This is a genomic window from Halococcus qingdaonensis (assembly GCF_024508235.1).
GTDB lineage: Archaea > Halobacteriota > Halobacteria > Halobacteriales > Halococcaceae > Halococcus > Halococcus qingdaonensis.
The window spans coordinates 2126758-2150999 of record NZ_CP101943.1 but is presented as its reverse complement, the minus strand read 5'-3'; the positions used below and the strand labels follow the sequence as shown (position 1 = coordinate 2150999).

General features: G+C 64.4%; 26 protein-coding genes, 5 tRNA genes and 1 pseudogene. 14 read left to right on the top strand and 18 right to left on the bottom strand.

The window, feature by feature from the left end; translation table 11 throughout:
• Positions 1–43: 43 nt before the first annotated feature.
• Positions 44–805 (top strand): DUF7282 domain-containing protein, encoded by a 762-nt coding sequence (locus NO363_RS11090; RefSeq protein ID WP_256685103.1) that lies wholly within the window; start codon positions 44–46, stop codon positions 803–805.
• Between the two features lie 91 nt (positions 806–896).
• On the opposite strand, the gene NO363_RS11085 is transcribed toward NO363_RS11090, so the two are convergent.
• Positions 897–969: transfer RNA gene (locus tag NO363_RS11085), tRNA-Ile, on the bottom strand.
• 149 nt (positions 970–1118) lie between these two features.
• A tRNA-Asn gene (locus NO363_RS11080) sits at positions 1119–1191 on the bottom strand.
• A gap of 84 nt (positions 1192–1275) precedes the next feature.
• On the opposite strand from NO363_RS11080, the gene cca reads away from it, so the two are divergent.
• Entirely contained in the window at positions 1276–2625 is a 1350-nt protein-coding gene (gene cca, locus NO363_RS11075) for a CCA tRNA nucleotidyltransferase (protein WP_256685101.1), read from the top strand.
• On the opposite strand, the gene NO363_RS11070 is transcribed toward cca, so the two are convergent.
• The 4 genes from NO363_RS11070 to NO363_RS11055 all read right to left on the bottom strand — a co-directional run bounded on the left by NO363_RS11070 (position 2604) and on the right by NO363_RS11055 (position 6316).
• Positions 2604–3614 (bottom strand): histone deacetylase family protein, encoded by a 1011-nt coding sequence (locus NO363_RS11070; RefSeq protein WP_256685100.1) that lies wholly within the window; start codon positions 3612–3614, stop codon positions 2604–2606. The two genes, cca and NO363_RS11070, sit on opposite strands and share 22 nt — an antisense overlap.
• Before the next feature lie 34 nt (positions 3615–3648).
• On the bottom strand, positions 3649–4095 hold the full coding sequence (locus NO363_RS11065; protein ID WP_256685098.1) for a histone family protein: 447 nt from the start codon (positions 4093–4095) through the stop codon (positions 3649–3651).
• Positions 4096–4140: 45 nt separating this feature from the next.
• Positions 4141–5577 carry a single-stranded DNA binding protein gene (locus NO363_RS11060; RefSeq protein WP_256685096.1) on the bottom strand — a complete coding sequence of 479 codons (1437 nt, stop codon included), beginning with the start codon at positions 5575–5577 and terminating at the stop codon, positions 4141–4143.
• A 112-nt stretch (positions 5578–5689) separates the two neighbouring features.
• Positions 5690–6316, bottom strand: a complete 627-nt coding sequence (locus NO363_RS11055; protein WP_256685094.1) for a hypothetical protein — start codon at positions 6314–6316, stop codon at positions 5690–5692.
• An 88-nt stretch (positions 6317–6404) separates the two neighbouring features.
• Between NO363_RS11055 and NO363_RS11050 the strand changes: the two genes are divergently transcribed.
• Positions 6405–6477 (top strand) — tRNA-Arg (locus NO363_RS11050).
• A 290-nt stretch (positions 6478–6767) separates the two neighbouring features.
• On the opposite strand, the gene NO363_RS11045 is transcribed toward NO363_RS11050, so the two are convergent.
• Positions 6768–7394, bottom strand: a complete 627-nt coding sequence (locus tag NO363_RS11045; protein WP_256685092.1) for a YegP family protein — start codon at positions 7392–7394, stop codon at positions 6768–6770.
• A gap of 98 nt (positions 7395–7492) precedes the next feature.
• Here NO363_RS11045 and NO363_RS11040 point away from each other — a divergent pair, with 98 nt between their 5' ends.
• The gene (locus NO363_RS11040; protein WP_256685091.1) at positions 7493–7765 is read left to right on the top strand and encodes a hypothetical protein; all 273 of its coding nucleotides are present in this window, start codon (positions 7493–7495) and stop codon (positions 7763–7765) included.
• Here the strand turns inward: NO363_RS11040 and NO363_RS11035 are convergent.
• The gene (locus NO363_RS11035) at positions 7762–8202 is read right to left on the bottom strand and encodes a MaoC family dehydratase (protein WP_256685089.1); all 441 of its coding nucleotides are present in this window, start codon (positions 8200–8202) and stop codon (positions 7762–7764) included. The genes NO363_RS11040 and NO363_RS11035 overlap by 4 nt on opposite strands.
• Before the next feature lie 127 nt (positions 8203–8329).
• Here NO363_RS11035 and NO363_RS11030 point away from each other — a divergent pair, with 127 nt between their 5' ends.
• Together NO363_RS11030 and NO363_RS11025 are read left to right on the top strand one after the other, a co-directional pair.
• Entirely contained in the window at positions 8330–8713 is a 384-nt protein-coding gene (locus NO363_RS11030) for a DUF4112 domain-containing protein (protein ID WP_256685087.1), read from the top strand.
• A 26-nt stretch (positions 8714–8739) separates the two neighbouring features.
• On the top strand, positions 8740–9351 hold the full coding sequence (locus tag NO363_RS11025) for a DUF309 domain-containing protein (protein WP_256685086.1): 612 nt from the start codon (positions 8740–8742) through the stop codon (positions 9349–9351).
• Position 9352: 1 nt separating this feature from the next.
• Here the strand turns inward: NO363_RS11025 and azf are convergent, their stop codons facing one another.
• Together azf and NO363_RS11015 are read right to left on the bottom strand one after the other, a co-directional pair.
• On the bottom strand, positions 9353–10108 hold the full coding sequence (azf, locus tag NO363_RS11020; RefSeq protein WP_256685085.1) for an NAD-dependent glucose-6-phosphate dehydrogenase Azf: 756 nt from the start codon (positions 10106–10108) through the stop codon (positions 9353–9355).
• 50 nt (positions 10109–10158) lie between these two features.
• Positions 10159–10767 (bottom strand): translation initiation factor IF-2 subunit beta, encoded by a 609-nt coding sequence (locus tag NO363_RS11015; protein WP_256685083.1) that lies wholly within the window; start codon positions 10765–10767, stop codon positions 10159–10161.
• Between the two features lie 367 nt (positions 10768–11134).
• Here NO363_RS11015 and NO363_RS11010 point away from each other — a divergent pair, with 367 nt between their 5' ends.
• Positions 11135–11503, top strand: a complete 369-nt coding sequence (locus NO363_RS11010) for a dihydroneopterin aldolase family protein (protein ID WP_256685082.1) — start codon at positions 11135–11137, stop codon at positions 11501–11503.
• 9 nt (positions 11504–11512) lie between these two features.
• Here the strand turns inward: NO363_RS11010 and NO363_RS11005 are convergent, their stop codons facing one another.
• Positions 11513–11818, bottom strand: a complete 306-nt coding sequence (locus NO363_RS11005) for a MazG nucleotide pyrophosphohydrolase domain-containing protein (RefSeq protein ID WP_256685081.1) — start codon at positions 11816–11818, stop codon at positions 11513–11515.
• Between the two features lie 112 nt (positions 11819–11930).
• Between NO363_RS11005 and NO363_RS11000 the strand changes: the two genes are divergently transcribed.
• Entirely contained in the window at positions 11931–12407 is a 477-nt protein-coding gene (locus tag NO363_RS11000) for a DUF5790 family protein (RefSeq protein WP_256685079.1), read from the top strand.
• On the opposite strand, the gene NO363_RS10995 is transcribed toward NO363_RS11000, so the two are convergent.
• On the bottom strand, positions 12408–13133 hold the full coding sequence (locus tag NO363_RS10995) for a creatininase family protein (RefSeq protein WP_256685078.1): 726 nt from the start codon (positions 13131–13133) through the stop codon (positions 12408–12410).
• Positions 13134–13204: 71 nt separating this feature from the next.
• Here NO363_RS10995 and NO363_RS10990 point away from each other — a divergent pair, with 71 nt between their 5' ends.
• Complete coding sequence (locus NO363_RS10990; protein WP_256685076.1) at positions 13205–13525, top strand: DUF5789 family protein; 321 nt, start codon at positions 13205–13207, stop codon at positions 13523–13525.
• Here NO363_RS10990 and NO363_RS10985 read toward each other — a convergent pair.
• Positions 13522–15444, bottom strand: a complete 1923-nt coding sequence (locus NO363_RS10985) for an ABC transporter ATP-binding protein (RefSeq protein WP_256685074.1) — start codon at positions 15442–15444, stop codon at positions 13522–13524. The two genes, NO363_RS10990 and NO363_RS10985, sit on opposite strands and share 4 nt — an antisense overlap.
• An 87-nt stretch (positions 15445–15531) precedes the next feature.
• Positions 15532–16041 carry a DUF192 domain-containing protein gene (locus NO363_RS10980; protein ID WP_256685072.1) on the bottom strand — a complete coding sequence of 170 codons (510 nt, stop codon included), beginning with the start codon at positions 16039–16041 and terminating at the stop codon, positions 15532–15534.
• An 80-nt stretch (positions 16042–16121) separates the two neighbouring features.
• Between NO363_RS10980 and NO363_RS10975 the strand changes: the two genes are divergently transcribed.
• Both NO363_RS10975 and NO363_RS10965 read left to right on the top strand, forming a co-directional pair.
• Positions 16122–16195, top strand: a tRNA-Val gene (locus tag NO363_RS10975).
• A gap of 437 nt (positions 16196–16632) precedes the next feature.
• Positions 16633–16706, top strand: a tRNA-Phe gene (locus NO363_RS10965).
• A gap of 403 nt (positions 16707–17109) precedes the next feature.
• Here NO363_RS10965 and NO363_RS14160 read toward each other — a convergent pair.
• Positions 17110–17196, bottom strand: a pseudogene (locus tag NO363_RS14160) (ArsR family transcriptional regulator); the annotation flags it as partial.
• Between the two features lie 284 nt (positions 17197–17480).
• On the opposite strand from NO363_RS14160, the gene NO363_RS10960 reads away from it, so the two are divergent.
• Positions 17481–19739: an Aq_aa27 family P-loop NTPase gene (locus tag NO363_RS10960; RefSeq protein ID WP_256685068.1), complete on the top strand. Its 2259-nt coding sequence runs from the start codon at positions 17481–17483 to the stop codon at positions 19737–19739.
• A 139-nt stretch (positions 19740–19878) separates the two neighbouring features.
• Here NO363_RS10960 and NO363_RS10955 read toward each other — a convergent pair whose 3' ends face one another.
• The gene (locus NO363_RS10955) at positions 19879–20886 is read right to left on the bottom strand and encodes a glutathione S-transferase family protein (protein ID WP_256685066.1); all 1008 of its coding nucleotides are present in this window, start codon (positions 20884–20886) and stop codon (positions 19879–19881) included.
• A 101-nt stretch (positions 20887–20987) separates the two neighbouring features.
• On the opposite strand from NO363_RS10955, the gene NO363_RS10950 reads away from it, so the two are divergent.
• Both NO363_RS10950 and NO363_RS10945 read left to right on the top strand, forming a co-directional pair.
• On the top strand, positions 20988–21518 hold the full coding sequence (locus NO363_RS10950; protein WP_256685065.1) for a 50S ribosomal protein L16: 531 nt from the start codon (positions 20988–20990) through the stop codon (positions 21516–21518).
• Positions 21519–21544: 26 nt separating this feature from the next.
• Positions 21545–22408 carry an ATP-grasp domain-containing protein gene (locus tag NO363_RS10945; protein ID WP_256685063.1) on the top strand — a complete coding sequence of 288 codons (864 nt, stop codon included), beginning with the start codon at positions 21545–21547 and terminating at the stop codon, positions 22406–22408.
• Between the two features lie 271 nt (positions 22409–22679).
• Here the strand turns inward: NO363_RS10945 and NO363_RS10940 are convergent, their stop codons facing one another.
• Both NO363_RS10940 and NO363_RS10935 read right to left on the bottom strand, forming a co-directional pair.
• Entirely contained in the window at positions 22680–23060 is a 381-nt protein-coding gene (locus NO363_RS10940) for an Hsp20/alpha crystallin family protein (protein ID WP_007739636.1), read from the bottom strand.
• A gap of 125 nt (positions 23061–23185) precedes the next feature.
• A complete protein-coding gene (locus NO363_RS10935; protein ID WP_256685061.1) occupies positions 23186–24199 on the bottom strand; it encodes a type II glyceraldehyde-3-phosphate dehydrogenase in 1014 nt (337 codons plus the stop codon).
• Positions 24200–24242 lie beyond the last annotated feature (43 nt).

Sequence of the window (24242 nt, the reverse complement as noted above, 5' to 3'; positions counted from 1 at the left end):
TATCTCTACATTTATGTCGGATGGATTTGTAGACGCACTCAGTATGCAACCACGTTCGATCGCCGTCGCTCTCGTCGCGGCCCTCCTCGCGGTGAGCGCCGGCACGGGCGGCGCGCTCGCCGTCACTGATTCCCTCCACGCACAGCAGTCACCGGCCGGCACGACCGACGCGGGCACGGCAACGGGCAGCACGGGCGACTCGGCAAGCGGAACGAGCGGGCCGTCCGTCACGTTCGACGACCAGAACAGCAGCGGCGAGAGCGTGCTCATCTCGTCGGCAACGCTGCCCGAGAAGGGGTTCGTCGCCATCTACGACAGCACTCGCTCGGGCAACGAGACGAACCAGGTCGTCGGTGCCTCCTACCCGCTCAGCGCCGGCACCTCCGACAACATCCGCGTTCAGCTCGACGAGCCGGTCAACGGTTCGACGTCGCTGACGGCGGTCGTCCACACCGACAGCAACGGTAACGACCAGTTCGACTTCGTCTCCTCGAACGGTCAGCAGGACCCCCCGATCACGCAGGGTGACCGCCGCGTTGTCGATATCGCTCAGGTCACCGTCGAGGACGCCGGCAGCACCGGTGCAGCGACCGACAGCGCGGGCAACGACAGCGCTGCCACCGACACCGGCGGCGACGCGACCGAGGCTGGCGGTGCCGAGAGCACCGATGCGAACGCCAGCGGTAACAAAAGCGGTGGGAACGAAAGCGGCGGCGACAGTAGTTCGTCCGGTCCCGGCTTCGGCCTCGCCGTCGCAGTCGTCGCACTGCTCGCGGTCGCGCTGCTCGCGACGCGTCGGAACTGAGCCCGAGCCACACGGTTTTTCGCGCGAAGACAGCCGACCGCCGATTTCCTGCGCGAACGAGGAGAAAAGTCTGGAGTGACCGAAGAATCGATGGGCCCTGTCGGATTCGAACCAACGACCACTCGGTTATGAGCCGAGCGCTCTTACCACTGAGCTAAGGGCCCGTCTACGGGCATAGTCATCCATCGTGGCATAAAAGTGCGTCTGTTGGCGAAATCGGTGTCGTACAGCCGGCACAGCCCGACGAATCCGCTGATTACCTTCACTGCTGTCGCGAAGCTACCCCTCGTGGATCGGAATCGAAGAAGTTCGACGCCGCCGCCAGGGCTCGAACCTGGGACAACCTGGGTAACAACCAGGTGCTCTACCAACTGAGCTACGGCGGCCCTATCTCGACAAAGCGGGAGTTCGTTGATAGCCGTTTCGCTTTCGACCGACACGCTTTCGCCCAGCGCCGCGGGAGGAACGGCATGACCGACGCCCTCGACACGCTCCTCGCGCGGGTCCGCGAACGCGTCACGCCCGACGCCGACGAACGCGCCCGCCTCGACGCCGCGACCGCCCGGCTCGACGAGCGCGTCGCGGCGGCCATCGACGAGTGCCCCGTCGCGGCCGACACGCTCCACGTCGGCTCGACCGCCCGCGGGACGTGGCTGCCCGGCGATCGCGACATCGACCTGTTCGTCCGATTTCCACCCGACCTCCCGCGGGCGGAGCTCGAACGCCACGGGCTCGCCATCGGCCACGCCGTGCTGCCCGACGGCCACGAGGAGTACGCCGAACACCCCTACGTCACCGGCGAATTCGAGGGGTTCGCCGTCGATCTCGTCCCCTGCTATCGCGTCGAGAGCGCGACGGCCATCCGCTCGGCCGTCGATCGCACCCCCTTCCACACGCGCTATCTCGCCGCCCGCCTCGACGACGCGCTCGCAACCGACGTCCGCGTTACCAAACGGTTCCTCTCGGCGATCGGCGTCTACGGCAGCGACCTCCGCACCCGCGGCTTCTCTGGCTATCTCACTGAACTGCTCGTGCTCGAACACGGCGGCTTTCGAGAACTCGTCACGGCGGCCGCCGACTGGCAGCCTCCCGTGCGCTTCGATCCGGAAGGCCACGGCACGCGGCGCTTCGACGATCCGCTCGTGGTGATCGACCCCACCGACCCCGAGCGCAACGTCGCGGCAGTGCTCTCGGTCACCAACCTCGCACGCTTCCAACACCACGCGCGCCGGCTGCTCGCCGATCCCGACGACGACCGCTTCGCTCCCCGCACGTCGACGGTGCTCTCGCCGGCGGACGTTCGACGTGAACTCGATCGCCGTGAGACGACGCCCGTCGCCGTCCGCTTCGACGCGCCGTCACTCGTCGACGACCAGCTCTACCCACAGCTCGAGAAGTCGCTCGCGGGCGTTCGCACCGCCCTCGACGACCACGGCTTCGACGTGCTCCGCTCGCGGGCGTTCGCCGACCGCATGGGAGTCCTGCTCTACGAACTCGCCGTCGCCGAGCGCCCCGCCATCGAGCGACACGTGGGTCCGCCGGTGAGCGCGCGCGAGCACGCCGAACGCTTCTACGAAACCTACGCGACCGCCGACTGCGACGGCCCGTTCGTCGACGGCGACCGCTACGTCGTCGAGCGCGAACGCGACTACCGAACGGCGGACGACCTCCTCGCCGACGGGTTCGACGGGATCGCACTCGGGACCGATATCGAACGGGCGATCGACGACGGCTACTCGGTTCTCGTCGGCGACGACGTCCCGGCGCTCGCCGACGAGTTCGGTGTCGATCTCGCCGACTACTTCTCGCCCAGCCCGTGAGCCGTCCGTGCGTCGTCGATGACTGACTGTAACCGATCGTCGACATCGCCGTCGGGTGCGGCCGGTTCGTAGCCCTCGAACACTTCGTTCACCTTGTTGATGCTCTCCGAGAGCGTCTCCAGACCGTAGCCACCTTCGAGAACGAAGCCGAGGCCGGCCCCGCAGCGCTCGGCGAGATTGCGGATGCGCGCGGCCAGCACGCCGTACCCCTCCGTCGAGACAGTCATCCGCGAGATCGGGTCGTGTTCGTGGGCGTCGAAACCGGCGCTCACGAGCAGTAGATCCGGATCGAAATCGGCCAGCAGCGGCGCGAACACGTCGTCGACGGTGGCAAGGTAGGCCTCGTCGTCGCCGCCGGCCGGGAACGCCACGTTCGCGGTCGTTCTCTCGCCATCGCCCTCGCCGGTCTCACCGATCTCACCGGATCCCGGATAGAGCCCCCGTTCGTGGATCGAGCAGTAGAACACGTCGCCGCGATCGTAGAAGATGTCCTGGATGCCGTTGCCGTGGTGGACGTCCCAGTCGATGATGGCGACGCGCTCTGCGGCCCCGTCGAGCGCCGACTGGGCGGCGATGGCGGCGTTGTTGAGGAAGCAAAACCCCATCGCGTCGTCGGCGACCGCGTGGTGGCCGGGCGGCCGACCGATGGCGAACGGCGTTTCTCGTCCCTCGCTGCCATCGAGCGCCTCGTGCGCGCTCCAGACGGCCTGTCCAGCGCTTTTGAGCGCCGCCTCCCAGGTCGCCTCGACGGCCACCGTGTCGGGATCCCACTGGCCGCCGCCGTCGGCGCAGAACTCGCGAACCTCTTCTACATATTCGTCGTCGTGGACCGCACGGGCCTGCGCCTCGTCGATCGCGTCGGCCTCGACGTACTTGACGCCGTGGCGGCTGGAGAGTCCCTGCCGGATCGCGCGTAGGCGATCGGGACTCTCGGGATGGCGCGGGCCGGTGTCGTGGTTGAGACAGTCGCTCGAATAGCCGTATCTCATCTTCCCCACCCCACGGCGGCTCGATCGACTGGGCTCACGACGCCTCCTCTGTCGGGTAGTACGGTTCGAGTTCGAAATACGCCTCGACGTCGGCGAGCGTGATCGTCCGCCGGTCGGCGTGGCGCGCGAGAACGGCTGCGGCCGACGCGACCCGGCCGGCGTAGCGTTCGAGAATGCCCGCGAGCGCGACCCGTGCGTCCATCGAGACGCGATACCGTTCGTCGATGTCGAGCCGAGCGATGCGATCGACGGGCGCGATCGGGAGCTCCGAGTCCGTCGAGCCGCCGCCGTCGAAATCCGCCACGCGCAGCGTCTTCCGATCATCGTCGGTCGCCCGATCGGCGGCCTCGCTGGCGAGTCGCGCGCCCCGCCGCTGGATCCGACGTGCGAGTTCCTCGGTGGCCTCGCTACTCACGCGCAACGAGCCCGCGTGCCGCCGGATGATCGCATCGACCGGGGCGAACGGGAGCTCGACACTCATGGCCATACGGGAGTCTGTTTCGGTCTTAAGGGTTTCCGTGCCGGCTCAGAACAGCTCATCTGCGTCGAGTCGGCCCTCCGCAACCGACCCGCGGGCAGTGAGCTCTTCACCGAGACCGACGTCGGCGTCCGTCTCGACGCGCATCGTCTCGCTGCCGTTGTCGAGCACGACCGGATCGCCCGCCTGGACGACCGTCCCGGTGAACTCCGTCGGTTCGTCCTCGTCGCTCTCACTGTCCGCACTTCCTCCGTCCCCGCTTTCTTCGTCCGATACTGCTCGGTCGCTTCCCGATTCGTCGCTTGTTCCATCCTCCGCATCGCCACCGCCGAACGCGTCCAACCCATCCGCAGAATCGTCGTCTTCGTCGGCGCTCGTGGCCGCCCCGCCGTCGATGGCGAACACGCTCGTGCGCCAGCCGGCGGAGGCTTCGAGATCGTCGCGCCAGCCGTCCTGGATCTCGACGTCCGCGAACTGGAGTTCGTCGCCCGCGGCGATATCGCGATCGGCCTTCTCGCCCCAGAGCGCCACGCGGATGTCGCCGCTGTCGTCCTGGATCCGGACGTTTCTGACCTGGCCCTCGGAGCCGTCGTCGCGATCGAAGGTGCGTTTCGGATCGGTCGAGCGAACTACCCCGCCGATGTCGGTGATCGTATCGATCTCCAACGCCTCGATCGGCGTCGTCTCGGGGACGTACTCGACGTCGGCATCGACGGGTTCGAGCGTGCTCCGCGCGCTCAGATGGACTTCGAGCTCGCCGTCGCGTTCGCGAACGTAGCCGTCGACGAGTTCGACCGTCGTTCCCGGTTTGAGTTCGGCGGCGTGCTCGGTTTGCTCGTCCCAGAGCGTTACTCGAACCTTTCCCGTCTCGTCGCCGAGCGTGAGGTTCGCCACCTTCCCCTCGGAGCCGTCGTCGCGCTCGAAGGTCCGGATCGAGTCGGTGTCGAGCACGACGCCCGTGAGCGTGACGTCGGATTCGCCGAGCGTGAGCCCCTCGATGCTCTCCGCGCCGTCGAGGTCGACGTCGATCTCGACGTCCGCCGGTTCGGCGCGGTCGGCACTCACCTCGATCCCGTTGTACCCCTCGCGCGGGCGACCCGCGATCTTGAGCACGTCGCCCGGTTCGAGCTCGTCGACGGCCCCCTCGGCGCGCTCGTCCCAGAAGGCCACCCGCACGCGCCCCGTCTCGTCGGCGACCTCGACGTTGACGACCTTCCCGTCCTCGTCCTCGCCGTCGCGTTCGAAGCTGCGGAGCTCGCCGACGTGTGTGACCTTCGCCGCGAACTTCGCCTCCTCCATGCCCGCCTCGATGTCCGCGACGCCCTCGATCTCCCCGTCGGCGAGTTCGTGGGCGATGAGCATCGCCGCGGTCTCCTCGTCGGCGAGCCCGCCCATCTCCTCGACTTTCTCCTCGACGGCCTCGCGGAACTCCGTCTCGGGGACCTCGGCATCGAGGTCCGCATAGATGTCCGCTATCGCACCCATTGAACAAAACCATAGGCGGTGGCCGCTTAAGCGTTGTCGTCGCCGAACAGCCCGCCGCTGGCCGTCGATTTGTCATTTCTCTCGCTCGCACGACATGCCACCGGTACGGCCCTCACGGGGTCGCGGTCGTCACCGTTTGCTCACCGCCAGCGCTGCGATGGACGACGGTCACCGAGTCGGGCGGGCTGTCGCGCCGGACGACGAACCGGTAGTCGAGTTCGGTCAGCGCCATCGAGCAGGCCCGGCCCGTCCCGGCCTCGTTCTCCGTGGCGATCGTGACGATCAGCTCCGAGCCCTCCTGCCGAACGGAGTCGAGCACCGCCGACTGACAGCCGTTCTGCCCGACGATCGTCCCCTCCACGACGATCCGCGAGCCATCCCCCTCGCTCGTCACGCGTGCCGAACCGCCCGTCGACGTGCCATTCCCATCACCGGGCACGTCGACCGACGGCGAATCGGTCGTGCTCTCCCCTCCTTCCGTCGCATTCGGCGTTCCTGTCCCAATTGGTGTCGCTTCGCCTGGCTCCGTCGCCGGCTCGTCCGTCGCCGGTCTCCTCGTCGGTGCGGGCCCCGCGGTGGTCGGTTCGGGACCCGCCGCGGTCGGCTCGTCCTCCATCCGACTCGTTCCGGTCCCGGTCGGCGACGATCCGTTCTCCCCACCATCGTCACCGATACAGCCCGCGACGGCGACGGTCCCACCGGCGAGAAGCAGCTCCCGGAGTAGCTCGCGGCGTTCCATGTGGGTCGGGCGACCACCAGCGGCATGGGTCTTGCGGCGAACCGCGAATCGTAACGGGTTTAACCGGATGTCCGCTACTGGTGAGTGAGTCCTGGTTGGGTAGTGGACTATCCTACTGGCCTGCGGAGCCGGTGACCGGAGTTCAAATCTCCGCCAGGACGCTCATTCACTTCGTTCGTTCGCGTCCTGGCGTGTCCCACGCTCGCTGCGCTCACGTGGGACTCCGCCAGGACGTTTCGGACTCACAACGCGACAAGCACAGCGCAGCGCTCGTCTCACCAAATATTGTTCCAATTTTCACACATCGACAACACGAACGACGAACGGTTTGAGACGATCCCGAGAACCCTGGCTGCCCGCCTCGGACATCCTCGGCGGTGCGTCGGTCGTGATCTCGATCGGAAGAACGAGGACTCGGTGAAACGAATAAAGGGTCGATGAAAGGGGTGCGCTATTTCTCGATGTCCGCGCCGAGCACGTTCTCCTTGATCGTCGTGATCGTCGCCTCGGCGTCGTCGCGCGAATCGTAGCCCGACGGACTGACCGCGAGCGTCTCGTCGTCGTGGACCAGCCGCCAGCGCCAGTTGCCACCGTCGTCCTCGTAGAGATCGAACGCGGCCGCGGCCTCCGACAGCGAGACGTCGATCGTCGCCCCGCCCGGTCCCGGCACCTCGACGGTCTCCGGCATCCCGGCGTCCAGACTTGTATCCCCGCTCCCGCGGAGCCCTGCCACGCCGGCCTTCGCCCGCCGACCGTACGTGCCCGCGACGCTCAGCGCGCGCTGGAGGCGATCGTCGTCGGTCAGCGATCGTTCGCCGTCGAGAACGCGATCCACCCCGCGATCGAGCGCCGCCTCGACGTTCTCACCGAGAACGGCCTCGCCGTCGCGCGCGAGCGCGATCTCGTAGCCACGCCACGCGATCCCCTCCGCGGTCGCGTCGTCGCCATCGAGCCCCTCGCGACCGTATTCGACGGCGAGAAACGCGTCCGCCAGTTTCCCGTCGTCGGTGCTGTAGGCGAGATGAACCGTGGCGTTCGGCCGGACGGCGAGGGTGTACTCGTGATCGTGGTCACTCATTCGCCCCCGTTTCGACGGCAGCGCTTATCAGTGTTCATCCGGCAACTGCAATCCATCGGACCCATGATTATTACTGTCATGGTGCACGATATCGCCGTATGGAGGGCAAAACGGGCGTCGGGATCGCCGTCGTCGCGCTCGGCGTCGTCGCCATCGCCGCCGTCGCCGTGCTCGAACCGACCGCGACCTGTACGCAGACCGGCGAGGCGATCGGCGGACTGGGACCGGTTCAGTTCGTCGAACTCGCCGACGGGGCGCTCGTCTACAGTCGCGACGGCGGCGCGAGCATCTGCTCGATCCCCCAGACCGTGCTCGCGGTGCCGGCCGGGTTCGTCCTCGCCAGTTTCGGACTGTTCGTCCTCGGCTCCTAGCGCTCGCGGCGCTCGTAGAGCACGAGTCCGACCATCGACATGACCTCCGTCTCGCCGGCCAGCGTCGTGGTTCGACGCCTCACGAGCCCCAACTCCTCGTTCCACGGTTCGGTATCGATGACCTCCGTCCGCACCGAGAGCACGTCGCCGGGTCGGACGGGGTTCGGCCAGCGCAGTTCGTCGACGCCGACCGCACCCGTCGCCGCCGAGTCGGGGAAGACGTTCGTGACGAGTAGCTCCATCGTCATCGCGGCGGTGTGCCAGCCGCTGGCGATCAGTCCACCGAACAGGGAGTCGCTCGCGGCCGACTCGTCGGTGTGGAACGGCTGTGGATCGTAGCGCTCGGCGAATTCGAGTATCTCCGCACGGGTGACGTCGCGCTCGCCGAACGTGCGCGTCTCGCCGATCTCGACGTCTTCGAAATAGTCGCGGCCCATGCATCCCCTCGACCCGCCGGCGTGATAGCCGTTCCCGTGCGGATTCCGAGGAGGGAGACAACGGAGAACCACGCCGTCGGCGATTGCTGGCAACGCACCTATCCGTGCGGGGTTCTCATCGAGATGCATGACAGACGAACTCGACGAGAACGCGCTCACGGGCCGCGAGCAAGCGGCTCTCGCGCGTACCAGAACGATGGCGCGACTGCTCGACGAGGCGGTCGCCATCCCCGGTATCGGCTACCGCGTCGGTCTCGACCCGCTGCTCAGCATCGCCCCCGTTTCGGGCGACGTCGCCGGCGCGGCGCTGTCGTGCTACATCATCGGCGAAGCGACTCGGCTCGGCGTCCCGCCGAAGACGCTACTTAGGATGGTCGGTAACGTGACTCTCGACACTCTCGGCGGGTCGGTGCCGGTGCTCGGCACGCTCGTCGACGCCGCCTGGAAGGCGAACAAGCGCAACGTCTCGCTGCTCGAAGACCACCTCGCCGACCGCGAGGACGTCGTCTGAATCCACCGATCGGGGATCGAGCAGCCATGCGATCGCATCTCCGCGCCGGCATCGCCATCCACAACGCCGGCAACCATCACGCCGCCCACGACGCCTGGGAGGAGCGCTGGCTCGAATCGGATGGCGACGACGAACGGTTTCTCCACGGACTCATCCAGTTCACCGCCGCGATCCATCACGCTCGCGAACGCAACTGGACCGGGGCGACCGGGCTCGCCGACAGCGCCAGCAACTATCTCGCCTCGCTCTCCTCGCCCTATCGTGGCGTGGACGTCACCGCGGTGCGGACGTTCCTCGCAAGCCTCCGTGCGGACCCCGAGCGCATCGAACGCGCACCACCCCTCTATCTCACTTACGAGGGTCGGGAACTCACGCTCTCCGAGCTCGATTTCGACGCGAGCACGATCGCTGCGGTGGTGTTCGCGGAGAACAGCGACTACGACGAGACGATGATCGAGCGCGCCGTCGGCTACGCTCGCACGGATCTCGACGACGGTCGACCGACCAGCCCGTTCGTCACGCTCGTGCTCGATTTCGCGCGCGGGGAGAACAGGGGGATCGTCCACCAGCGCCTCGCCGAACACACCGAGCGCCGTCGCGCCCGCGAGCACGACGTCGACGGTCTGTTCGAGGCGTGACTCAGTATTCCGCCGAGTTGTCCTCAGGCTCGTAGCCGAGCACTTCGCGAGCACCCTCTAGCGAGTAGTATTTCCGGTCGTTGTCGGAGATGCCGTAGACGATCTCGTAGTCGTAGTCGGCCTCGATGGCGCGCTCGAAGAGTTGTGCGCAGTCCCGATGGGAGAGCCACATCGCCTGCCCGCGTTCGTAGTCCTCAGGGGGATGGTTCTCCGTCAGGTTGCCGATGCGTAGACAGATGACACTCATGTCGTGTTCGTCGTGGTAGTACCGAGAGAGCGTTTCGCCGGTGGCCTTGCTCACGCCATAGAAATTGCTCGGACGCGGGAGTTCAGTACCGTCGAGCTGGAAGCCGTCGTCCGAGCGGTACATCCCTGGCGTCCGCTCGTCGGTCTCGTAGCCGCCGACGGCGTGGTTCGAGGAGGCGAAGACGAACTTCTCGACGCCGGCGGTCGCGGCCGCATCGAGCACGGTCTGGGTGCCGTCGATGTTGTTCGCGAGCACGCTGTCCCACGGCGCTTCGGGGCGCGGGTCGCCCGCGAGATGGACCACGACGTCGACATCGGCCATCGCTTCGACCATCGCCTCCGAATCGGTGACGTCGGCGACGAGATAGATGTGTTCGGTCTCGCCGGTCGGTGGCTCGCGGTCGACGAGCCGCCAGTCGTAGGTGTCGCCGAGCCGGCCGAGGATCGCACGACCGACGCGCCCGGACGCGCCGGTGAGCAACACCGTCGGCTCCCGTGGCCTCCCCGACATTCGGGTGTGGATCGGGCAGGCACCGGTAAGTACCGTGCGGTTTTTTCCGCTCAGGCCAACCGCGCGAACGCGAGCGTCCCGCTGATGTTCTCGATGTAGATGTCCACGACATCGCCCTCCTGCGCGCCGGGAACGAAGATGGTGTACTTGCCCTGTTCGGCCACGCCGTCGCCCTTGCGACCCGTGCCCGTGATCTTCACTTCGTAGGTGCGGCCCTCCTCGACATCGGGGCGCTGTTCGGTCTCCTGGGAACCGGTGTTCTTCTCGACGGGACGGAACGCGCCACAGGCCTCACAGCGCAGCATCTGCGTGCGCCCCTCCATCTCCAGTCGCGTGTCGGGCAACCCGCACTCCGAGCAGATGACGAACTCCTGGCTGTAGCTGTCGATGGCCGCGTCGAAGTCGTCGCCCGAAAAGGAGCCGTTGTAGCGCGCTCGATCGCCGCTGAACTGGCCGTTGGTCCCGAGATCGCGTTGGATCACTCGATGAAGATGTTCGGGATCGCGCGAGAGCGCATCGGCGACGTCCCCGAGGTTCGTCAGCCGGGTGAACGCACCGTCCTTCTGGGCCTCCGCATCGGGGACGTCGAGGCGCGAATCACCGGTGTCGAGATCCGGCACCGAGTCCATCGCGCGGTCGAGGCTTGCTTCGTAGTCCATACCCGAGATCGATGCTTCCGACCTAAATGGATTCCGTGAGAGACCGAGACAGGCCCGTTGTCCGTTCGCAGCCCGTCACTTCCCGAATCCCACAAATATCGGTTGCGGTGACGCGCGGGAGCGCACCGAAGATACGCGACTCGCGCGGGGGATGAGCGGAGCGAACGTAGCGAGCGAATCGGTTGGGGAGGCATGTGGGCTGTGCGAGGCGGTTGCGGTCTCTCCTTTTTGTTAGTTTACGCGGCGGCTGAGATCGCTGTTGAGGACGTGATCGTCGTCGCCGATCCGCTGCTGCTACCCGTCGTCGATCAGCTCTCATGTATCCGATTGACAGCGCATTTGTCCGGGCACCACGAAACTACTGATAATGAGCAGCGCAGAGAGCGACGATACGGACCCGACGAAGGCCGAGATCGCGTGCTTCGAGGTCGGCATCAAGTTCGGCTCGCTGTATCACCAGTTCGCCGGCACCCCCGTGAGTTCCGAGAGCGCCGACAGTCTCGCCCGCGCGATGGAGGAAGCAATCGAAAATCAGCCCCACTGCGAGTCGGTCACGATCGAGATAGACGAGGAGGCGCTCGCGGCGGCCGCCGATGGGGCATACACCGAGCTCACTGGTCGGTTCATGACCGTCGAGATCGTCGTCGCACGCGAGGGGCGGAGCGTCACCGCACGGATGGCGATGGACGACGGCTACCCGCTGATGGAGATCGTCTCGGTCGCAGACGACAACTAACCCACTGTGTCAGTTGCCGGATGCAGCGCTTCCGGTTTCCGTGAGCCGTCGTTCGTATTTTTCGAGCGACTCTTGTAGTGCCTCGTCGGCGTCGATGTCGAGCGAATGAGCGACCGCGAGTAGTGAGAACAGCGCATCGCCGATCTCGTCCGTTGCAACGTTGATCTCGTCCGATTCCGTCCCGTAATTCGTCGAATCGGTCGCCTCCGCAGCGATTTCACCCACTTCGGCAGCCAAATCTAGGATTCGGAACGCCGGCTTGCCATCTAGATCGTGCTCGTCGATGAAGGCTGCAACTGTTCGCTGTTCTTCCATGCCCTCGCCCGACTCCCGGCGTGAATCAGCGTTTCGATGACGTGATCTCGAACCCGCTTTCACTTTCGCTTTCGGGCACGCTTTTAAATCACATGAGAGCGAATGCCACGGTATGAGCCAGGCGACGTTCGACGAGGACGACCTCTTCGACGAGGCAGCCGACGACATTCGGGCGGACGTCGAGGAACATCTCGACGCGGCCGAGGCGGCGTTACCTGAGGGCGACGCCATCTGGGAGGCCGAAGCCGAGAACACGCTCGGGGTGCTCAACGCGCTGCGCTCGGCGCTCGACATCGGCGACGCCACCGGCCATCTCCGCGACGCGAAGAAGTCGTATATGATGGGCGACCGCGCCGAGGTGTTCGACGATTCGGACGAACTCGACGAGCGGATCGCGGCACTCGAAGACGCGATGGCCGATGTCGAAGCGGCCCACGAGCACGCGAGCGAACTCGCAAGTACTGTTCCCGAACTCCGCGGTGCGCTCGACGATCTCCACGCGGACGGTGGGGCTGTGGACGGGGAGCGCGAGGACGACAGCGAGATGAGTACCGAGGCGGCCGACGACCGCGAGGAAGTCGCCGAGTAGTCAGGCTCGATCCCGTTCGTCGACGGCATCGAGCAGCGTCACGAGCGCCGTCGTCGCCTCCTCCAGCAGCTCCTCGCCGCGTTCGATGGTTCCCTCACCGGGGTCGCCGACCGCACCGTTGTCGGTGAATTCCGCCGAATCGAAGGCGAGATTCGTCCCCGACACCCACTCGCCCCAGCGATCGCTTGCGCCAGCGCTCGCCTCTCCGATGCGCTCGTCACGGACGAGCTCCGGATCTGTGGCTCTGAGCATGGCCGTCTCGACCGGCCCGCCGTGGCCCATCTCCGTCGCGCCGATGGCGTCGAACCATGTGAACGGGACGGCGTAGGCCTCCTCGTGGCGCGTCACGTCCGCACAGACCTCCCGCAGCGCGCCGACGTTGCCCCCGTGGCCGTTGACGACCACGATCTTCCGCCAGCCGTGTGACGCGAGGCTCGTGAGGACGTCGCGGACGTATTCCCGGAAGCTGTCGGGCGAGACCCAGAGTGTCCCCGTGAACTGGCGATGTTCTTCGGCGATGCCGACGGGGATCGCCGGCGCGACGACGATCTCTTCATCGTTCTCCTCGCGGACATCGGCCGCGTTCGCTGCGACCGCGCGGGCGGTCAGGTGATCGGTGCCGAGCGGGGCGTGCGGGCCGTGCTGTTCGGTGCTGCCGACGGGGAGGAGTGCGAGGTCCGTATCGAGCCCGTCGGCGTCGGTCCACGTCGCCTCGGTGAGCTGCATATCCCGACGAACGGAGCCAGCGGCTTAAGCAGGCAGAACTGATTTGACCGTGCTCCGTGCAGATATGATGCATGACTGACGTAGACGACACGCGACAGCATGGCGTCGAGTTCGGTGAGTTCGGCGATCGCATGGAATCGTTCGACTACCCGATCGATCACGAGACGCTCGTCGACGAACACGGCGACGCCGAGATCGGACTGCCCGACGGCGAGACGCGTCTCGACGAACTGCTCGCGCCGCTGCAGGACGAGGAGCAGACCTACCAGGATGCCGCCGAGCTCGAAACGATGATCCTGAATCTGGTCGGCGACGACGCGATCGGCCGCGAGAACTACTCCGATCGCGGCCCCTCGACCGCGACCGACGGCGACGACGAGCAGTCGCTCTAGTCGCCCGTTCCGGCTTCCGTCTGGGCCTGTCTCTGGGTCGCGCGCTCGACGAACTCTTCGGGAAGTTCGTCGATCTCGCCGGCCTGGACGGCCCAGAGGTTCGCATACAGCTCGCCCAGTTCGAGCAGTTCCTCGTGGGTGCCGTGTTCTTTCACCTGGCCATCTTCCAAGACGACGATCCCGTCGGCGTCCTTGATCGTCGAGAGTCGGTGGGCGATCGAGAAGGTGGTGCGATCCTCGGTCAGCCGGTCGAGGCTGCGCTGGATGAGCATCTCCGTCTCGGTGTCGACGTCCGAAGTCGCCTCGTCGAGCACGAGGATCGCGGGGTCCTTGAGGATCGCTCGTGCGATGGTGATGCGCTGGCGCTGGCCGCCCGAGAGTTTGACGCCGCGCTCGCCGGCCATCGTCTCGTAGCCATCCGGGAGGTTCTCGATGAACTCGTGGGCCTCGGCCGCCTTCGCGGCGTCGACGATCTCCTCGTCGGTGGCGTCGAAACTCCCGTAGGCGATGTTCTCCTTCACCGTGCCGTAGAACAGATAGGAGTCTTGACTCACGTAACCGATCGACCGGCGCAGGCTCGACAGCGTCACGTCACCGATGTCCTGGCCGTCGATCCGGATCTCGCCGTCGTCGACGTCGTACATCCGGAGGAGGAGTTTCAGCACGGTGGATTTCCCCGCTCCCGTGGGACCGACGAGCGCGACTGTCTCACCACCGGCCACGTCGAAGGAGACGTCCTTGACCGTGCGCTCGTCCTCGTCGTAGCCGAAGTTCACGTCGTCGTATTCGACGCGTCCCTCCGAAACGGCGAGTTCCTCGGCGTCGGGATCCTGTGCGAGCCGGCTCGGTTCGTCCATCAGCCCGAAGATGCGCTCGGCGGAGGCGCGGGCGCGCTGATACATGTTGATGATCTGGCCGAACTGCGCCATCGGCCAGATGAACCGCTGCGTGTAGAGGATGAACGTGGTGAACAGCCCGACCGAGAGGTTGCTCGTGAACGGCCCCGGTGGACCCTGGAACACCCAGATGCCGCCGACGATGAACGTCGCGACGAAGCCGATCCCCGAGATGACGCGCAGCGTGGGGAAGAACTTGATGCGCACCTTGATCGCTCCCCACTGGGCATCGTAGTACGACTGCGAGACGTCGTCGACGCGGTCGGACTCGTACCCCTCGGTGTTGGTGGATTTGATCACCTGGATCCCGCCGAGGTTGTTTTCGAGGCGGGAGTTCATCTCGCCGACCGACGAGCGGACGGCGGCGTACTTGGGCTGGATCTTCTTCACGAAGTAGTAGGTGAACCCCCCGATCAGCGGGATCGGCGAGAGCGCGATGAGCGCGAGCTGCCAGTTCGTGAGGAACATGACGGTCGCGATCCCGAGCACCATCGCCGTGAGCCGGAACACCGAGTTCATCCCGCCATTCAAGAACTGCTCCAACCGATTCACGTCGTTCGAGAGCACGGACATCATCTCGCCGGTCTGTTTGTCGGCGAAGAAATCCATGTTCAGCCGCTGCATCTTGTCGTAGGTGTCCGTCCGGATCTGATGCTGGATGTTCTGCGAGAAGGAGTTCCAGCCCCAATTGCGCCCGTAATGGAAGATCGCGCCGCCGAAGAAGGCGAAGGCGATGATGCCGGCGATGAGCCAGAATTGCTGGGTGCGGGTGGTCGGCAACCACGCCTGTGGAACCGGCCCCAGCCCGAACGGCTGGTTCTGATTGAGCACGGCGTCGATGGCGATACCGAGCAGTAGCGGCGGCAGCAGATCGAGCATCCGCGCGACCAGACTCGTCAGCGTGCCGACGAGAAAGGAGAAAGCGTTCTTGCGACCGTACTCGGCGAACAGCCGTCGCATGGCGTTGTCGGTCCCCTCCCGTTGATCCTCAAAAGGATCCTCGTCGTCGGAAGAAAAACTCATTGAACCAATAAAGCGGATGCGCACCTAAAAGGCTTCTCGGGCCTGTGAACCACTTCCATACCCTCGAACTCGGATGTCGCCGCCGGTTCACGAGCGGTCGACCGTTACGCGATGACCGACATCGATCCCGTGACTCTCCATCCAGCCGCGAGGTACTTCGAGGACGTATTTCCCCGTGCCGGTGCGTTGGATGTCGTTGCCGTCCTGGTTCGGTCCGGGTGCGGGCGCGCTCTCGATGGCGTTGATGCGACCGTCGTCCCCAATGAACACGATGTCGAGCGGGAAGTCCATCCCGCGCATCACGTAGGTGTGGTCGCCCGATTCGTCGTATGGGAAGAGCATGCCCGAGCCGTTCCGGAGGGTGGCGGTCTCGGAGAGGCCGACGATCTTCTGCTGGCGCGATTCGGCGATGCGGACGTCGACCGTCCCCAACTCCTGTGAGCAGTTGTTCGTGATCATGATCTCGGCGTGATCGTACTCGCCGGTGTCGAACAGCGTCGCTGGCGGCGGCACGACGCCGGTGGCGACGGCCGTCGTCAGGGCCAGCGCGACGACGGCCAGCGCGAACAGGACGTTGAGAACGCGCCCGCGGTTCACGGATGGGAATTGACGAGCGGAGGCCTAAACGTTCCGACAGAGAGAAAGGGTTATTCGACGTGCGGCAGTTCTCCCGATGAGGGCTCGTGGTCTAGTTGGTTATGACGCGGCCTTTACAAGGCCGAGATCGGTGGTTCGACTCCGCCCGAGCCCACTCAGTTCCTGTGAGCGACAGCGAGCAGCGAATTCTGGATCGAGGGCGATTCGACTCCGCCGGGGTCCATCGGATTCTGTGACTTCGTCGATCAACTGAGGAGGATGATGACCACGAACCCCGCCGCGAACACCAGCATCGCGAGCGCGAAGAGCGCCGCCACCGTCTGTGAAGACGTCATGGTGTGAGTTGTCGCTGGAGCGCAAAAACCGGTCGGGCGACGTTCGCCGAGCGAAAGTGGCTTTGCCCGCCGTGGCGAAATTACGGTGATGATATCCGGCTCGACGTGTCCCGAATGCGGTGGTCACGTGCAGACCCAGGACGGGCTCGGCTACGTCTGCACCGACTGCGGGACCGAGTTCGACGTGGCGGATCTGTTCGTCCACTGAGCCGCCTTTCGAAATCCTTTTTCGTTGGGTCGACATCGATCGGAGTGAGCCGCCTTAGCTCAGACTGGGAGAGCACTCGACTGAAGATCGAGCTGTCCCCGGTTCAAATCCGGGAGGCGGCATGATTTCTCCGCGAACCAGCGAGGGAGCGATGCGACCGAGTCTGTGAGCAGGAAATCTGCATTCGGACCGCGATTTGAACCCCGCAAGTCGCAGCCCGTACTGTGAGTGAGGCGAACGAGCAGGACCGTCTTGCTCCGGTTCAAATCCGGGAGGCGGCATACTTCGAGACCGTGAGCGACGCGAACGGTCGAGAAGGAATACCGGACGGATTTGAACTGTGGAAGTCACGCGTAACGAGCGAAGAGAGTGGCACGTCTTCCTTCGGCTCAAACCCGGAGGTGGCACTCGTTTTGCCGACGACACATGAGCGAATGAACTGTCGTCTCCTCCGATCCAAATCCGAAGCGGAAAGGGATCATACCTGAAATCATTGACGTCTTCCTTCAGCTCCGTGAGCCGATGCTCGAGCTCGTCGTCGGCGGTTGCACGCGAAACTTCCGCGCGGTCGGCGATCGTCTGCACCGGGGTGGGCTCCTCCAACAGCTCCACGACGTGCCTGACGCGCTCACGCCCACTCGTACGCTCCGTCTACGAATTCCGACCTGATTCACCCATCGTCGGCCCTCGTGGTACATATGATTTTTCCACTCAAATATTCAAACTCGAAGCTCGATTATTCCCGAGATGTGTGGCGGTTTTGAAATAGAGAATAGATAATACCCCATATTGAGATGGGGGTGCTTTCGTACTCGTGTGTGAGAACGAAACACATCTATCTTCATGTGAGAGTAATACAGGCATGGACTTATTCACTCCAGTCCGTTGTTCTCCGTATGGATAAGCTGACAGCGACTATCTCGTTCGATAGGTTTTCCGATATGCCGGAGTTCTACGGCCCAGGTGCCGCCGGATACCGCTTGGAGATGGTAAAGCAACGAGCTGATTTTCTCGATCTATTCGAGGGTGCTCGTCACGTGGACGCTGTGACGTACGCCGAGACGCCCGAGCTGATGGTGACGATGCTGACGGAGTACGGCGTCGGATCGCTGGACGTGCTCATCGGGAACGCCGACAACTACGCGGATCACGTCAACGAGGTTTCGACGGCCCGCTCACTCGTCCAGTTGCGCCAAGACGATCGTCTCGTGATTCGGTTGAAGAATCGCAAGACCGTACATTCGAAGATCTATCGGATCGTCATGCCGGACGACACGGTAAAACTCGTGCAGGGGTCAGCGAATCTCTCGCGGAACTCGTGGGAGTATCATACCAACCAGATCTCCGTTTTCACGACCGACATCGGGACAGAGTTCGACGAGGCGTTCGAGACGTTCATCGACGAGTATCGGGAGAGGTATAGCGATCAAACGCTCCTCGAAGGCTTGGTCGAAGCGATCGCGGGGGCGGACTCGCCTCAAGAGCGGGAAAATCGTATCGAGTACTGGGTCGGTGCCGGTGACCTCGACATGAGCGACACAGCCGCTCTGAATCGGGATGCGGTCGAGGATCTGAAAGCTGTCGCTGATCGGATCACCGCAGTTGTCGATGATCCAGAGGAGGCTGCTGAGACTGTCGCGTTCGTCGAAGGACCCGAGAACGCCGACCGGAATATCACCGAGCGCGACGATTCGACCGACGAGAACCATTCCGAGACGACTGACAGCACCGCAGAACCACCGGAGGTCGGGCTCGTTGAATCGGCCCACGAGACGGGCTTGACTGACACGCTTGACCGGCCGCGGGTCCGCGCACCCGAGGAAAAGATACGGATGGGTACGAGCACGGTCGACAAGGACGTCGCCGACGAGTTCGGGATCGGTCTTCGCAACCGCGGTGGCACTGTCGAAGATCATAGCATCGTCGCGCCGCTGAGTGCGTACAACAACCAGGTCAGGGAGTCGACGGCCATTCCGACGATGTCGGTTCTTCCAGAGGCCGAACAGATCGTGATCGGAGAGGACGACGAGATGATCCTCGTCGCCACCGAGGATCCGACATCCGGAGTCCTGAATCACTGCCTCGAAACCATCGAGGAATACATCGAGACCGTCGAAAACCACGGCCACACGCAATCCGAGACCGCAGTGATGGCAAAGATGTACGAAGCGTTCCTCTATGGGTTCTGGGCTCCGTTCGCCAATCAGTACGCCGAGGCCTTGTCGTCGCCGTCACGGACGCTTGACAACGTTCTTCAACACCTCTACATCGAGGGGAAGAGCGACGCCGGGAAGGACAAGCTCACCGAGTACATCCTTCGGCTCATCTCCGACAATACGGTTATCTCAGGAGTCGACGCGGACGAGATCGGTGTCAAGGCGATCCGCGGTATCCGTGAGTGGGACACTAGCTTCCCGTATGCCATCATCGATGCGGAGAAGGAGAAACTCCATGGATGGAGTCCGATCCGAAACTACTGGAGCGACTGGATGCCAACCAGTGTCGATCAACCCTGTTTGATTTTCACGACGAACGACGCGCTTCCGACATCGGAGTTCCGCAACCGAATGAAGATCCTGAATATGGACGTCTCCTTCCCGTCCAATCCGGAAGATCCGGGGTTCCATGAAGCCCAAGACGACCTTTCGAACGTGCTGGAGCGCCGGAACCCGATCTTCAGTTACGTCGCCCGCCGGATGCTCACCGAGCGACCGTGGACCGATTCGCACGGAACCATCGAAGACGTTCGGCAGATCTTCCGCGAGTTCTACGACGAAGCCGACCGACCGCAGCCCGAATATTTCCCTGCCGACGAACCGGCCGAGAAAACGTACGACACGGGGCGTCTGAAATGGCAGCGTGATATTCAGGGTGGTCGCATTACGTTCGCATCCGAACCCGGCGCGATCACCGCTGACTTCGACCGCGAAGAATACGAAGTGTATGACTACGAGAAGCGCCTGCCCAAACGGTTCATGTCCGAGAAATCCGCTACCAGCGTCTACATCGGTGCCCCTGTGGAATTCGCCGAGTGGATAGGGCATTCAGTCGAAGATCTTCTCAACGGTACTGCTGCAGTCGGCATGAACTCCACGCAGTCTGACGAGGTACAGGACGAATCCAGTGGATTCTTTGCTCGACTGTTTGGCGACTAGCCGCTACAGCGCGATGATTGCAGACGGGTGCTCTCCGCTGATGAGGTGTTTTGATGTGTCTGGCGGGTTCAGGTGGTGTATCGACGCCGCAGCGAACTGTTTTCGCAGCACGTAGCGGTCGATTGCTTGCGACGGGGCCTCAGTCGGCGGTCGAGGTGGTCTGCCGAAGTTCCTCGGGCGGCCCACCGGCCAGCCGATCGCGATCGTGGTCGGCGTCGAAATCGTGATCGGGACCGACGGCGACGATGCCTTTCGGATTGACGTCGGTGTGGGTCTCGTAGTAGTGTTCCGTGATGTGGTCCATCCATACCGTGTCGGCCACGCCAGGCAGTTGGTAGAGCTCCTTCAGGTAGTTCCAGAGGTTGGGATATTCGGCGATCTTTCGGACGTTGCATTTGAAGTGGGTATGGTAGACATCGTCGAACCTGACGAGCGTCGTGAACATGGCGACGTCGGCTTCGGTGGGGACGTCGCCACAGAGATAGCGCTGGTCGGCGAGCACTCCCTCCCAGTGGTCGAGCGCGTCGAAGAGATCGCCGACGGCGTTCTCGTAGGCCTCCTGCGTGTCGGCGAAGCCTGCCCGATAGACGCCGTTGTTGATGGGATCGTAGATGGCGTCGATGGTCTCGTCGATCGCCTCTCGATAGCCCTCGGGATAGAGGGTTACGTCGTTGCCGAACTCCGCGAAGGCCGTGTCGAGCATCCGCATGATCTCCTCGGATTCGTTGTTGACGATGGTCTCCTTTTCTTTGTCCCAGAGCACGGGCACAGTCACGCGACCCGTGAAATCGGGATCGGCCGCGACGTAGGTTTCCCGGAGGTAGTCGAAATCGTTCTGCGAGTCGGTCGTCGCGCCCTCGCGCGTGGGTGTGAACTGCCAGCCGTCGTTCTCGCGGTAGGGATCGACGATATCGACCGAGATGACGTCCTCGAGGCCGCGTAGTGCGCGCGTCACGAGCGTCCGGTGTGCCCACGGGCAGGCATAGGAGACGTAGAGATGGTAGCGCCCCGCCTCGGCCGGGAATTCCGCGTCGGGATCGGCTTTCACCCAGTTCCTGAAACTGGTCTCCTCTCTGTCGAATTCTCCGTCGTCGTTCGTCGTTTCGTAGATGTCGGTCCGCCACTCCCCGTCGACGAGTTGGTTCACGTAGCGGGTAGTGCCTCGACGAATAAAGCCCCGTCGCGGGTGTTTCCCGCCCGCTACGGTGGCTTCGAAGGGTTTATTCGCGCCCTCGGCCTCCGATTCCCATGGCCGACAAACCCGCCTCGATGTATCGGGAGATATCCAAACCCGCATACACCCGCAAGGAGTATATCACCGGCATTCCCGGGTCGAAGATCGCCCAGCACAAGATGGGCGACGTCCGCGCCGACCCCGAGGAGTTCCCGGTCCAGATCAGCCTCTCGGTCGAGGAGGAGATCCAGCTCCGCCACGGCGCGCTCGAATCTTCACGGCTCTCGGCGAACCGCTATCTCCTCAAGAATCTCGGCGAGGGCAACTACAAGATGATCCTCCGGAAGTTCCCCCATCACGTGCTTCGGGAGAACAAACAGGCGACCGGCGCGGGCGCGGACCGCGTTTCGGACGGGATGCGCCAGGCGTTCGGCAAACCCGTGGGCACCGCTGCCCGCGTCGATGCCAACGAGCGCATCTTCACCATCTGGTGTGACGTCGATCAGGCCGACGTGGCCAAAGAGGCGCTCCGACGTGCGTACAACAAGCTCGGCTCGCCCTGTGACGTCACCGTCGAGCGCGGTGCCGAACTGCTCGTCAGATAAGGCTTTCTGCGACCGTTTTCGCCTCCATGCTCACTCTCGCCGTCGCCACACGGAAGGAGACCTTCGAGCGAATGGCCGCCCCGCTCGCCGAGCGCGGCATCGAGGTTCGCCACGTCGCAACCGAGGAGCGAACCGTCTCGATCACCGATCCAGACGACGAGTGGGCAGGCTTCGACGTCGGCTTCGTCCATCCGTCGCGCCTCATGGAGGGTGGCGTCGCCGACGCGCTGCTCGACGTACCGTGGGTCAACGACCGCGACGCGATCTTGACCTCGCGGAACAAGGCCGGGGTCATCGCCCGCCTCGCGCGCGCGGGACTCCCCGTCCCGCGGACGACGCTGATCTCGAACCCCATTGACGAGGCCGAGCTCGTGGAGCTGTTCTCCCGATTCGATCCGCCGATCGTCGTGAAACCGAACTCGACGACGCGGGGGACGGGCGTGGTGAAGATCACCGATCGCGATTCGTTTCTCGGCGTGGCGGACTATCTCGGGCTCATCCACCGGAATCCGGCGACTGGCGACCGTTCGTTTCTGGTCCAGGAATATATCGAGGACGCGACCGACTACCGCGCGATGTGTATCGACGGACGCTACGCAGGCGCGGTTGAGCGCCGACTCCCTGACGCGGCCCGCGCCGCGGGCGACTGGAAACACAACGTCCACCGGGGGGCCGAGGCCACGGGCGTGGATCTCTCCGACGATCTCCGAGATCTCGCCGAGCGCACTGCACGACTGCTCGACATCCCGTGGCTCGGCGTCGATCTACTCGTCACCGACGATCGCGTAGTGGTTTCCGAGACCAACGCGCGCCCGACGATCGACGACGAAACGAAGTACGAACCCCGGTTCTACGACGATCTCGCGGCCCTGATCGAAGCTCAAGTGTGATCGCGGTGCGGCCGATTGTGGCGGCCGCGGTGCGGTTGCGGTAGCGGTGTTGTCCTGGCGGATGAAGGGCGAGACTGTGAGCGTAGCGAGCAGTCGAGGGCTTCGGCGGTGCTGTGCGGGCCGGTTGCGGAGAGTGGTCCTATCCGTGCGAGTGCAACGAGCGCGGTTCGCCGCGAGCGAACGTAGTGAGCGAGCGGGGAGTTTTTAGTCCAGGTTTTTGCGAGGAGAGGTGCGCGCTCCGCGCGCACCCGACGAGTAAAAAAGTGGGTGCTTAGAGGTCGATGTCGGCGGAGGTGTCGGCGCGCTCGAAGACGACTTCGAGGACGCCGTTGTTGTAGGAGGCGTTCGCGGACTGTTCGTCGACGCGGACCGGCAGCGAGACGCGTTCGTCGAACTCGCGGCGGTTGCTCGCGGCGTCGATGGTGACGTGGCGACCGTCGCAGGTGAGATCGATGGCGTCCTTGGCGACGCCCGGCATGTCGGCGATCACGCGCACGAGCTCGCCGTCCTCTTGGATATCGATGTGGGCGTCGGTGCCCATCCCCTCGGTTCGGATGTCGACGTTGCCGTTCATCATGCCGTTCATCATCCGCTCGATTTCGTCGAAGATGTCGTCGAAGGGATCGCTGTCGTCACGGTCGCCCGGTTGCATGACCATCGGTTGGTGCGGACGGGACAAAAGGGTTCGCGTCAGGGGAACGATTGCGACCGATCATCGTCGAGATGATCGACCAACACCTGCGTTTCGGCCAGATTGTGATTCGTGTTCGTGAGGTCTCAGAAACCCATGCCGAGGGCGTCGTTCGTCGTCTCGATGCTTTCGTCGGCGTCGGCCGTCTCGCTCACCGCGCGGATGGCATCGATGTTCTCGGGGACGACGTCGGATTCCTGGTGGATCGCCTGGAACAGGTAGAGGTCGTCGCCCTCGACGGAGATCGACTCGCCCCAGATGCAGTTCTCCCAGAGGTCGCCGCGCGGGCGGCCGGCGTCGAGCGCGAACTCCTTGAGTTTGCCCGCGCCGTCGATGTCGAGGTGTTCGGGGATGACGAACGTCCGTGATTGGGAGTCGAGCAGCTCCCGGACCTCGTCAGCGGTTGCGTCCCCGTTCAGGGAGACGTTGATCGAGTGGGTGTGCATCAGGGTCGCGGGCACCTTGAGCCCCAAGGTGTCGATGGCGAGATCGGGGAAGATCGTCTGGACGTCGGGCCCGTGGTGGGAGGGGATCGTCCGCGGGTTCGGCAGGATGTCGTTGATCGGGCCGCGGTCGGTCTGAGCGGGGTCGCCGCCGCGCCGGACGAGCGTCGCGCGCACCTTTTCGATGCCGTACTCCTCTTCGAGCGGGGCGACGAGCCGCGACAACCCTGTCGTGTTGCACGAGACGACGCGCACGTGGTCGGCCCCCGCGGCGTCGGCGAAGTTCGCGCGGGCGTTGAAGCTCGTATCGACGAGATCGGCGTCCTCGCCGCCCTGGTAGAGCGCGGGCGTATCGCGTTCTTCGTACAAGGACTTGTTCTCCGCACCGATGCCCGACGGGGTGGCGTCGACCATCACGTCCGCCTCCTCGATGAGTTCCTCGACCAGCCCCGCGAGCTCGATGTCCGCCGCGTCGAACTTTTCGGCGCGCTCCTCGATGGCGGCGTAGAGCGGATAGCCGTTCGTCACGGCGCGCTCGGCCTCGTAGTTCGGTCGGGTCTTCGCCACTCCCACGAGCTCCATGTCCGGCTGGGCGACCACCGCGTCCGCGACGCGTTTGCCGATCGTGCCGTAGCCGTTGACGCCGACGCTGAGCATAGTAATGCTGTTCGACCGACCGGGATAATCGTTTCTACTGTCG

Coding starts and splice junctions, on each gene's coding strand:
- NO363_RS11090 (WP_256685103.1), top strand. CDS start 44: ATGCAACCACGTTCGATCGCCGTCGCTCTCGTCGCGGCCCTCCTCGCG.
- cca (WP_256685101.1), top strand. CDS start 1,276: ATGACCGACGCCCTCGACACGCTCCTCGCGCGGGTCCGCGAACGCGTC.
- NO363_RS11070 (WP_256685100.1), bottom strand. CDS start 3,614: ATGAGATACGGCTATTCGAGCGACTGTCTCAACCACGACACCGGCCCG.
- NO363_RS11065 (WP_256685098.1), bottom strand. CDS start 4,095: ATGAGTGTCGAGCTCCCGTTCGCCCCGGTCGATGCGATCATCCGGCGG.
- NO363_RS11060 (WP_256685096.1), bottom strand. CDS start 5,577: ATGGGTGCGATAGCGGACATCTATGCGGACCTCGATGCCGAGGTCCCC.
- NO363_RS11055 (WP_256685094.1), bottom strand. CDS start 6,316: ATGGAACGCCGCGAGCTACTCCGGGAGCTGCTTCTCGCCGGTGGGACC.
- NO363_RS11045 (WP_256685092.1), bottom strand. CDS start 7,394: ATGAGTGACCACGATCACGAGTACACCCTCGCCGTCCGGCCGAACGCC.
- NO363_RS11040 (WP_256685091.1), top strand. CDS start 7,493: ATGGAGGGCAAAACGGGCGTCGGGATCGCCGTCGTCGCGCTCGGCGTC.
- NO363_RS11035 (WP_256685089.1), bottom strand. CDS start 8,202: ATGGGCCGCGACTATTTCGAAGACGTCGAGATCGGCGAGACGCGCACG.
- NO363_RS11030 (WP_256685087.1), top strand. CDS start 8,330: ATGACAGACGAACTCGACGAGAACGCGCTCACGGGCCGCGAGCAAGCG.
- NO363_RS11025 (WP_256685086.1), top strand. CDS start 8,740: ATGCGATCGCATCTCCGCGCCGGCATCGCCATCCACAACGCCGGCAAC.
- azf (WP_256685085.1), bottom strand. CDS start 10,108: ATGTCGGGGAGGCCACGGGAGCCGACGGTGTTGCTCACCGGCGCGTCC.
- NO363_RS11015 (WP_256685083.1), bottom strand. CDS start 10,767: ATGGACTACGAAGCAAGCCTCGACCGCGCGATGGACTCGGTGCCGGAT.
- NO363_RS11010 (WP_256685082.1), top strand. CDS start 11,135: ATGAGCAGCGCAGAGAGCGACGATACGGACCCGACGAAGGCCGAGATC.
- NO363_RS11005 (WP_256685081.1), bottom strand. CDS start 11,818: ATGGAAGAACAGCGAACAGTTGCAGCCTTCATCGACGAGCACGATCTA.
- NO363_RS11000 (WP_256685079.1), top strand. CDS start 11,931: ATGAGCCAGGCGACGTTCGACGAGGACGACCTCTTCGACGAGGCAGCC.
- NO363_RS10995 (WP_256685078.1), bottom strand. CDS start 13,133: ATGCAGCTCACCGAGGCGACGTGGACCGACGCCGACGGGCTCGATACG.
- NO363_RS10990 (WP_256685076.1), top strand. CDS start 13,205: ATGACTGACGTAGACGACACGCGACAGCATGGCGTCGAGTTCGGTGAG.
- NO363_RS10985 (WP_256685074.1), bottom strand. CDS start 15,444: ATGAGTTTTTCTTCCGACGACGAGGATCCTTTTGAGGATCAACGGGAG.
- NO363_RS10960 (WP_256685068.1), top strand. CDS start 17,481: ATGGATAAGCTGACAGCGACTATCTCGTTCGATAGGTTTTCCGATATG.
- NO363_RS10950 (WP_256685065.1), top strand. CDS start 20,988: ATGGCCGACAAACCCGCCTCGATGTATCGGGAGATATCCAAACCCGCA.
- NO363_RS10945 (WP_256685063.1), top strand. CDS start 21,545: ATGCTCACTCTCGCCGTCGCCACACGGAAGGAGACCTTCGAGCGAATG.
- NO363_RS10940 (WP_007739636.1), bottom strand. CDS start 23,060: ATGCAACCGGGCGACCGTGACGACAGCGATCCCTTCGACGACATCTTC.
- NO363_RS10935 (WP_256685061.1), bottom strand. CDS start 24,199: ATGCTCAGCGTCGGCGTCAACGGCTACGGCACGATCGGCAAACGCGTC.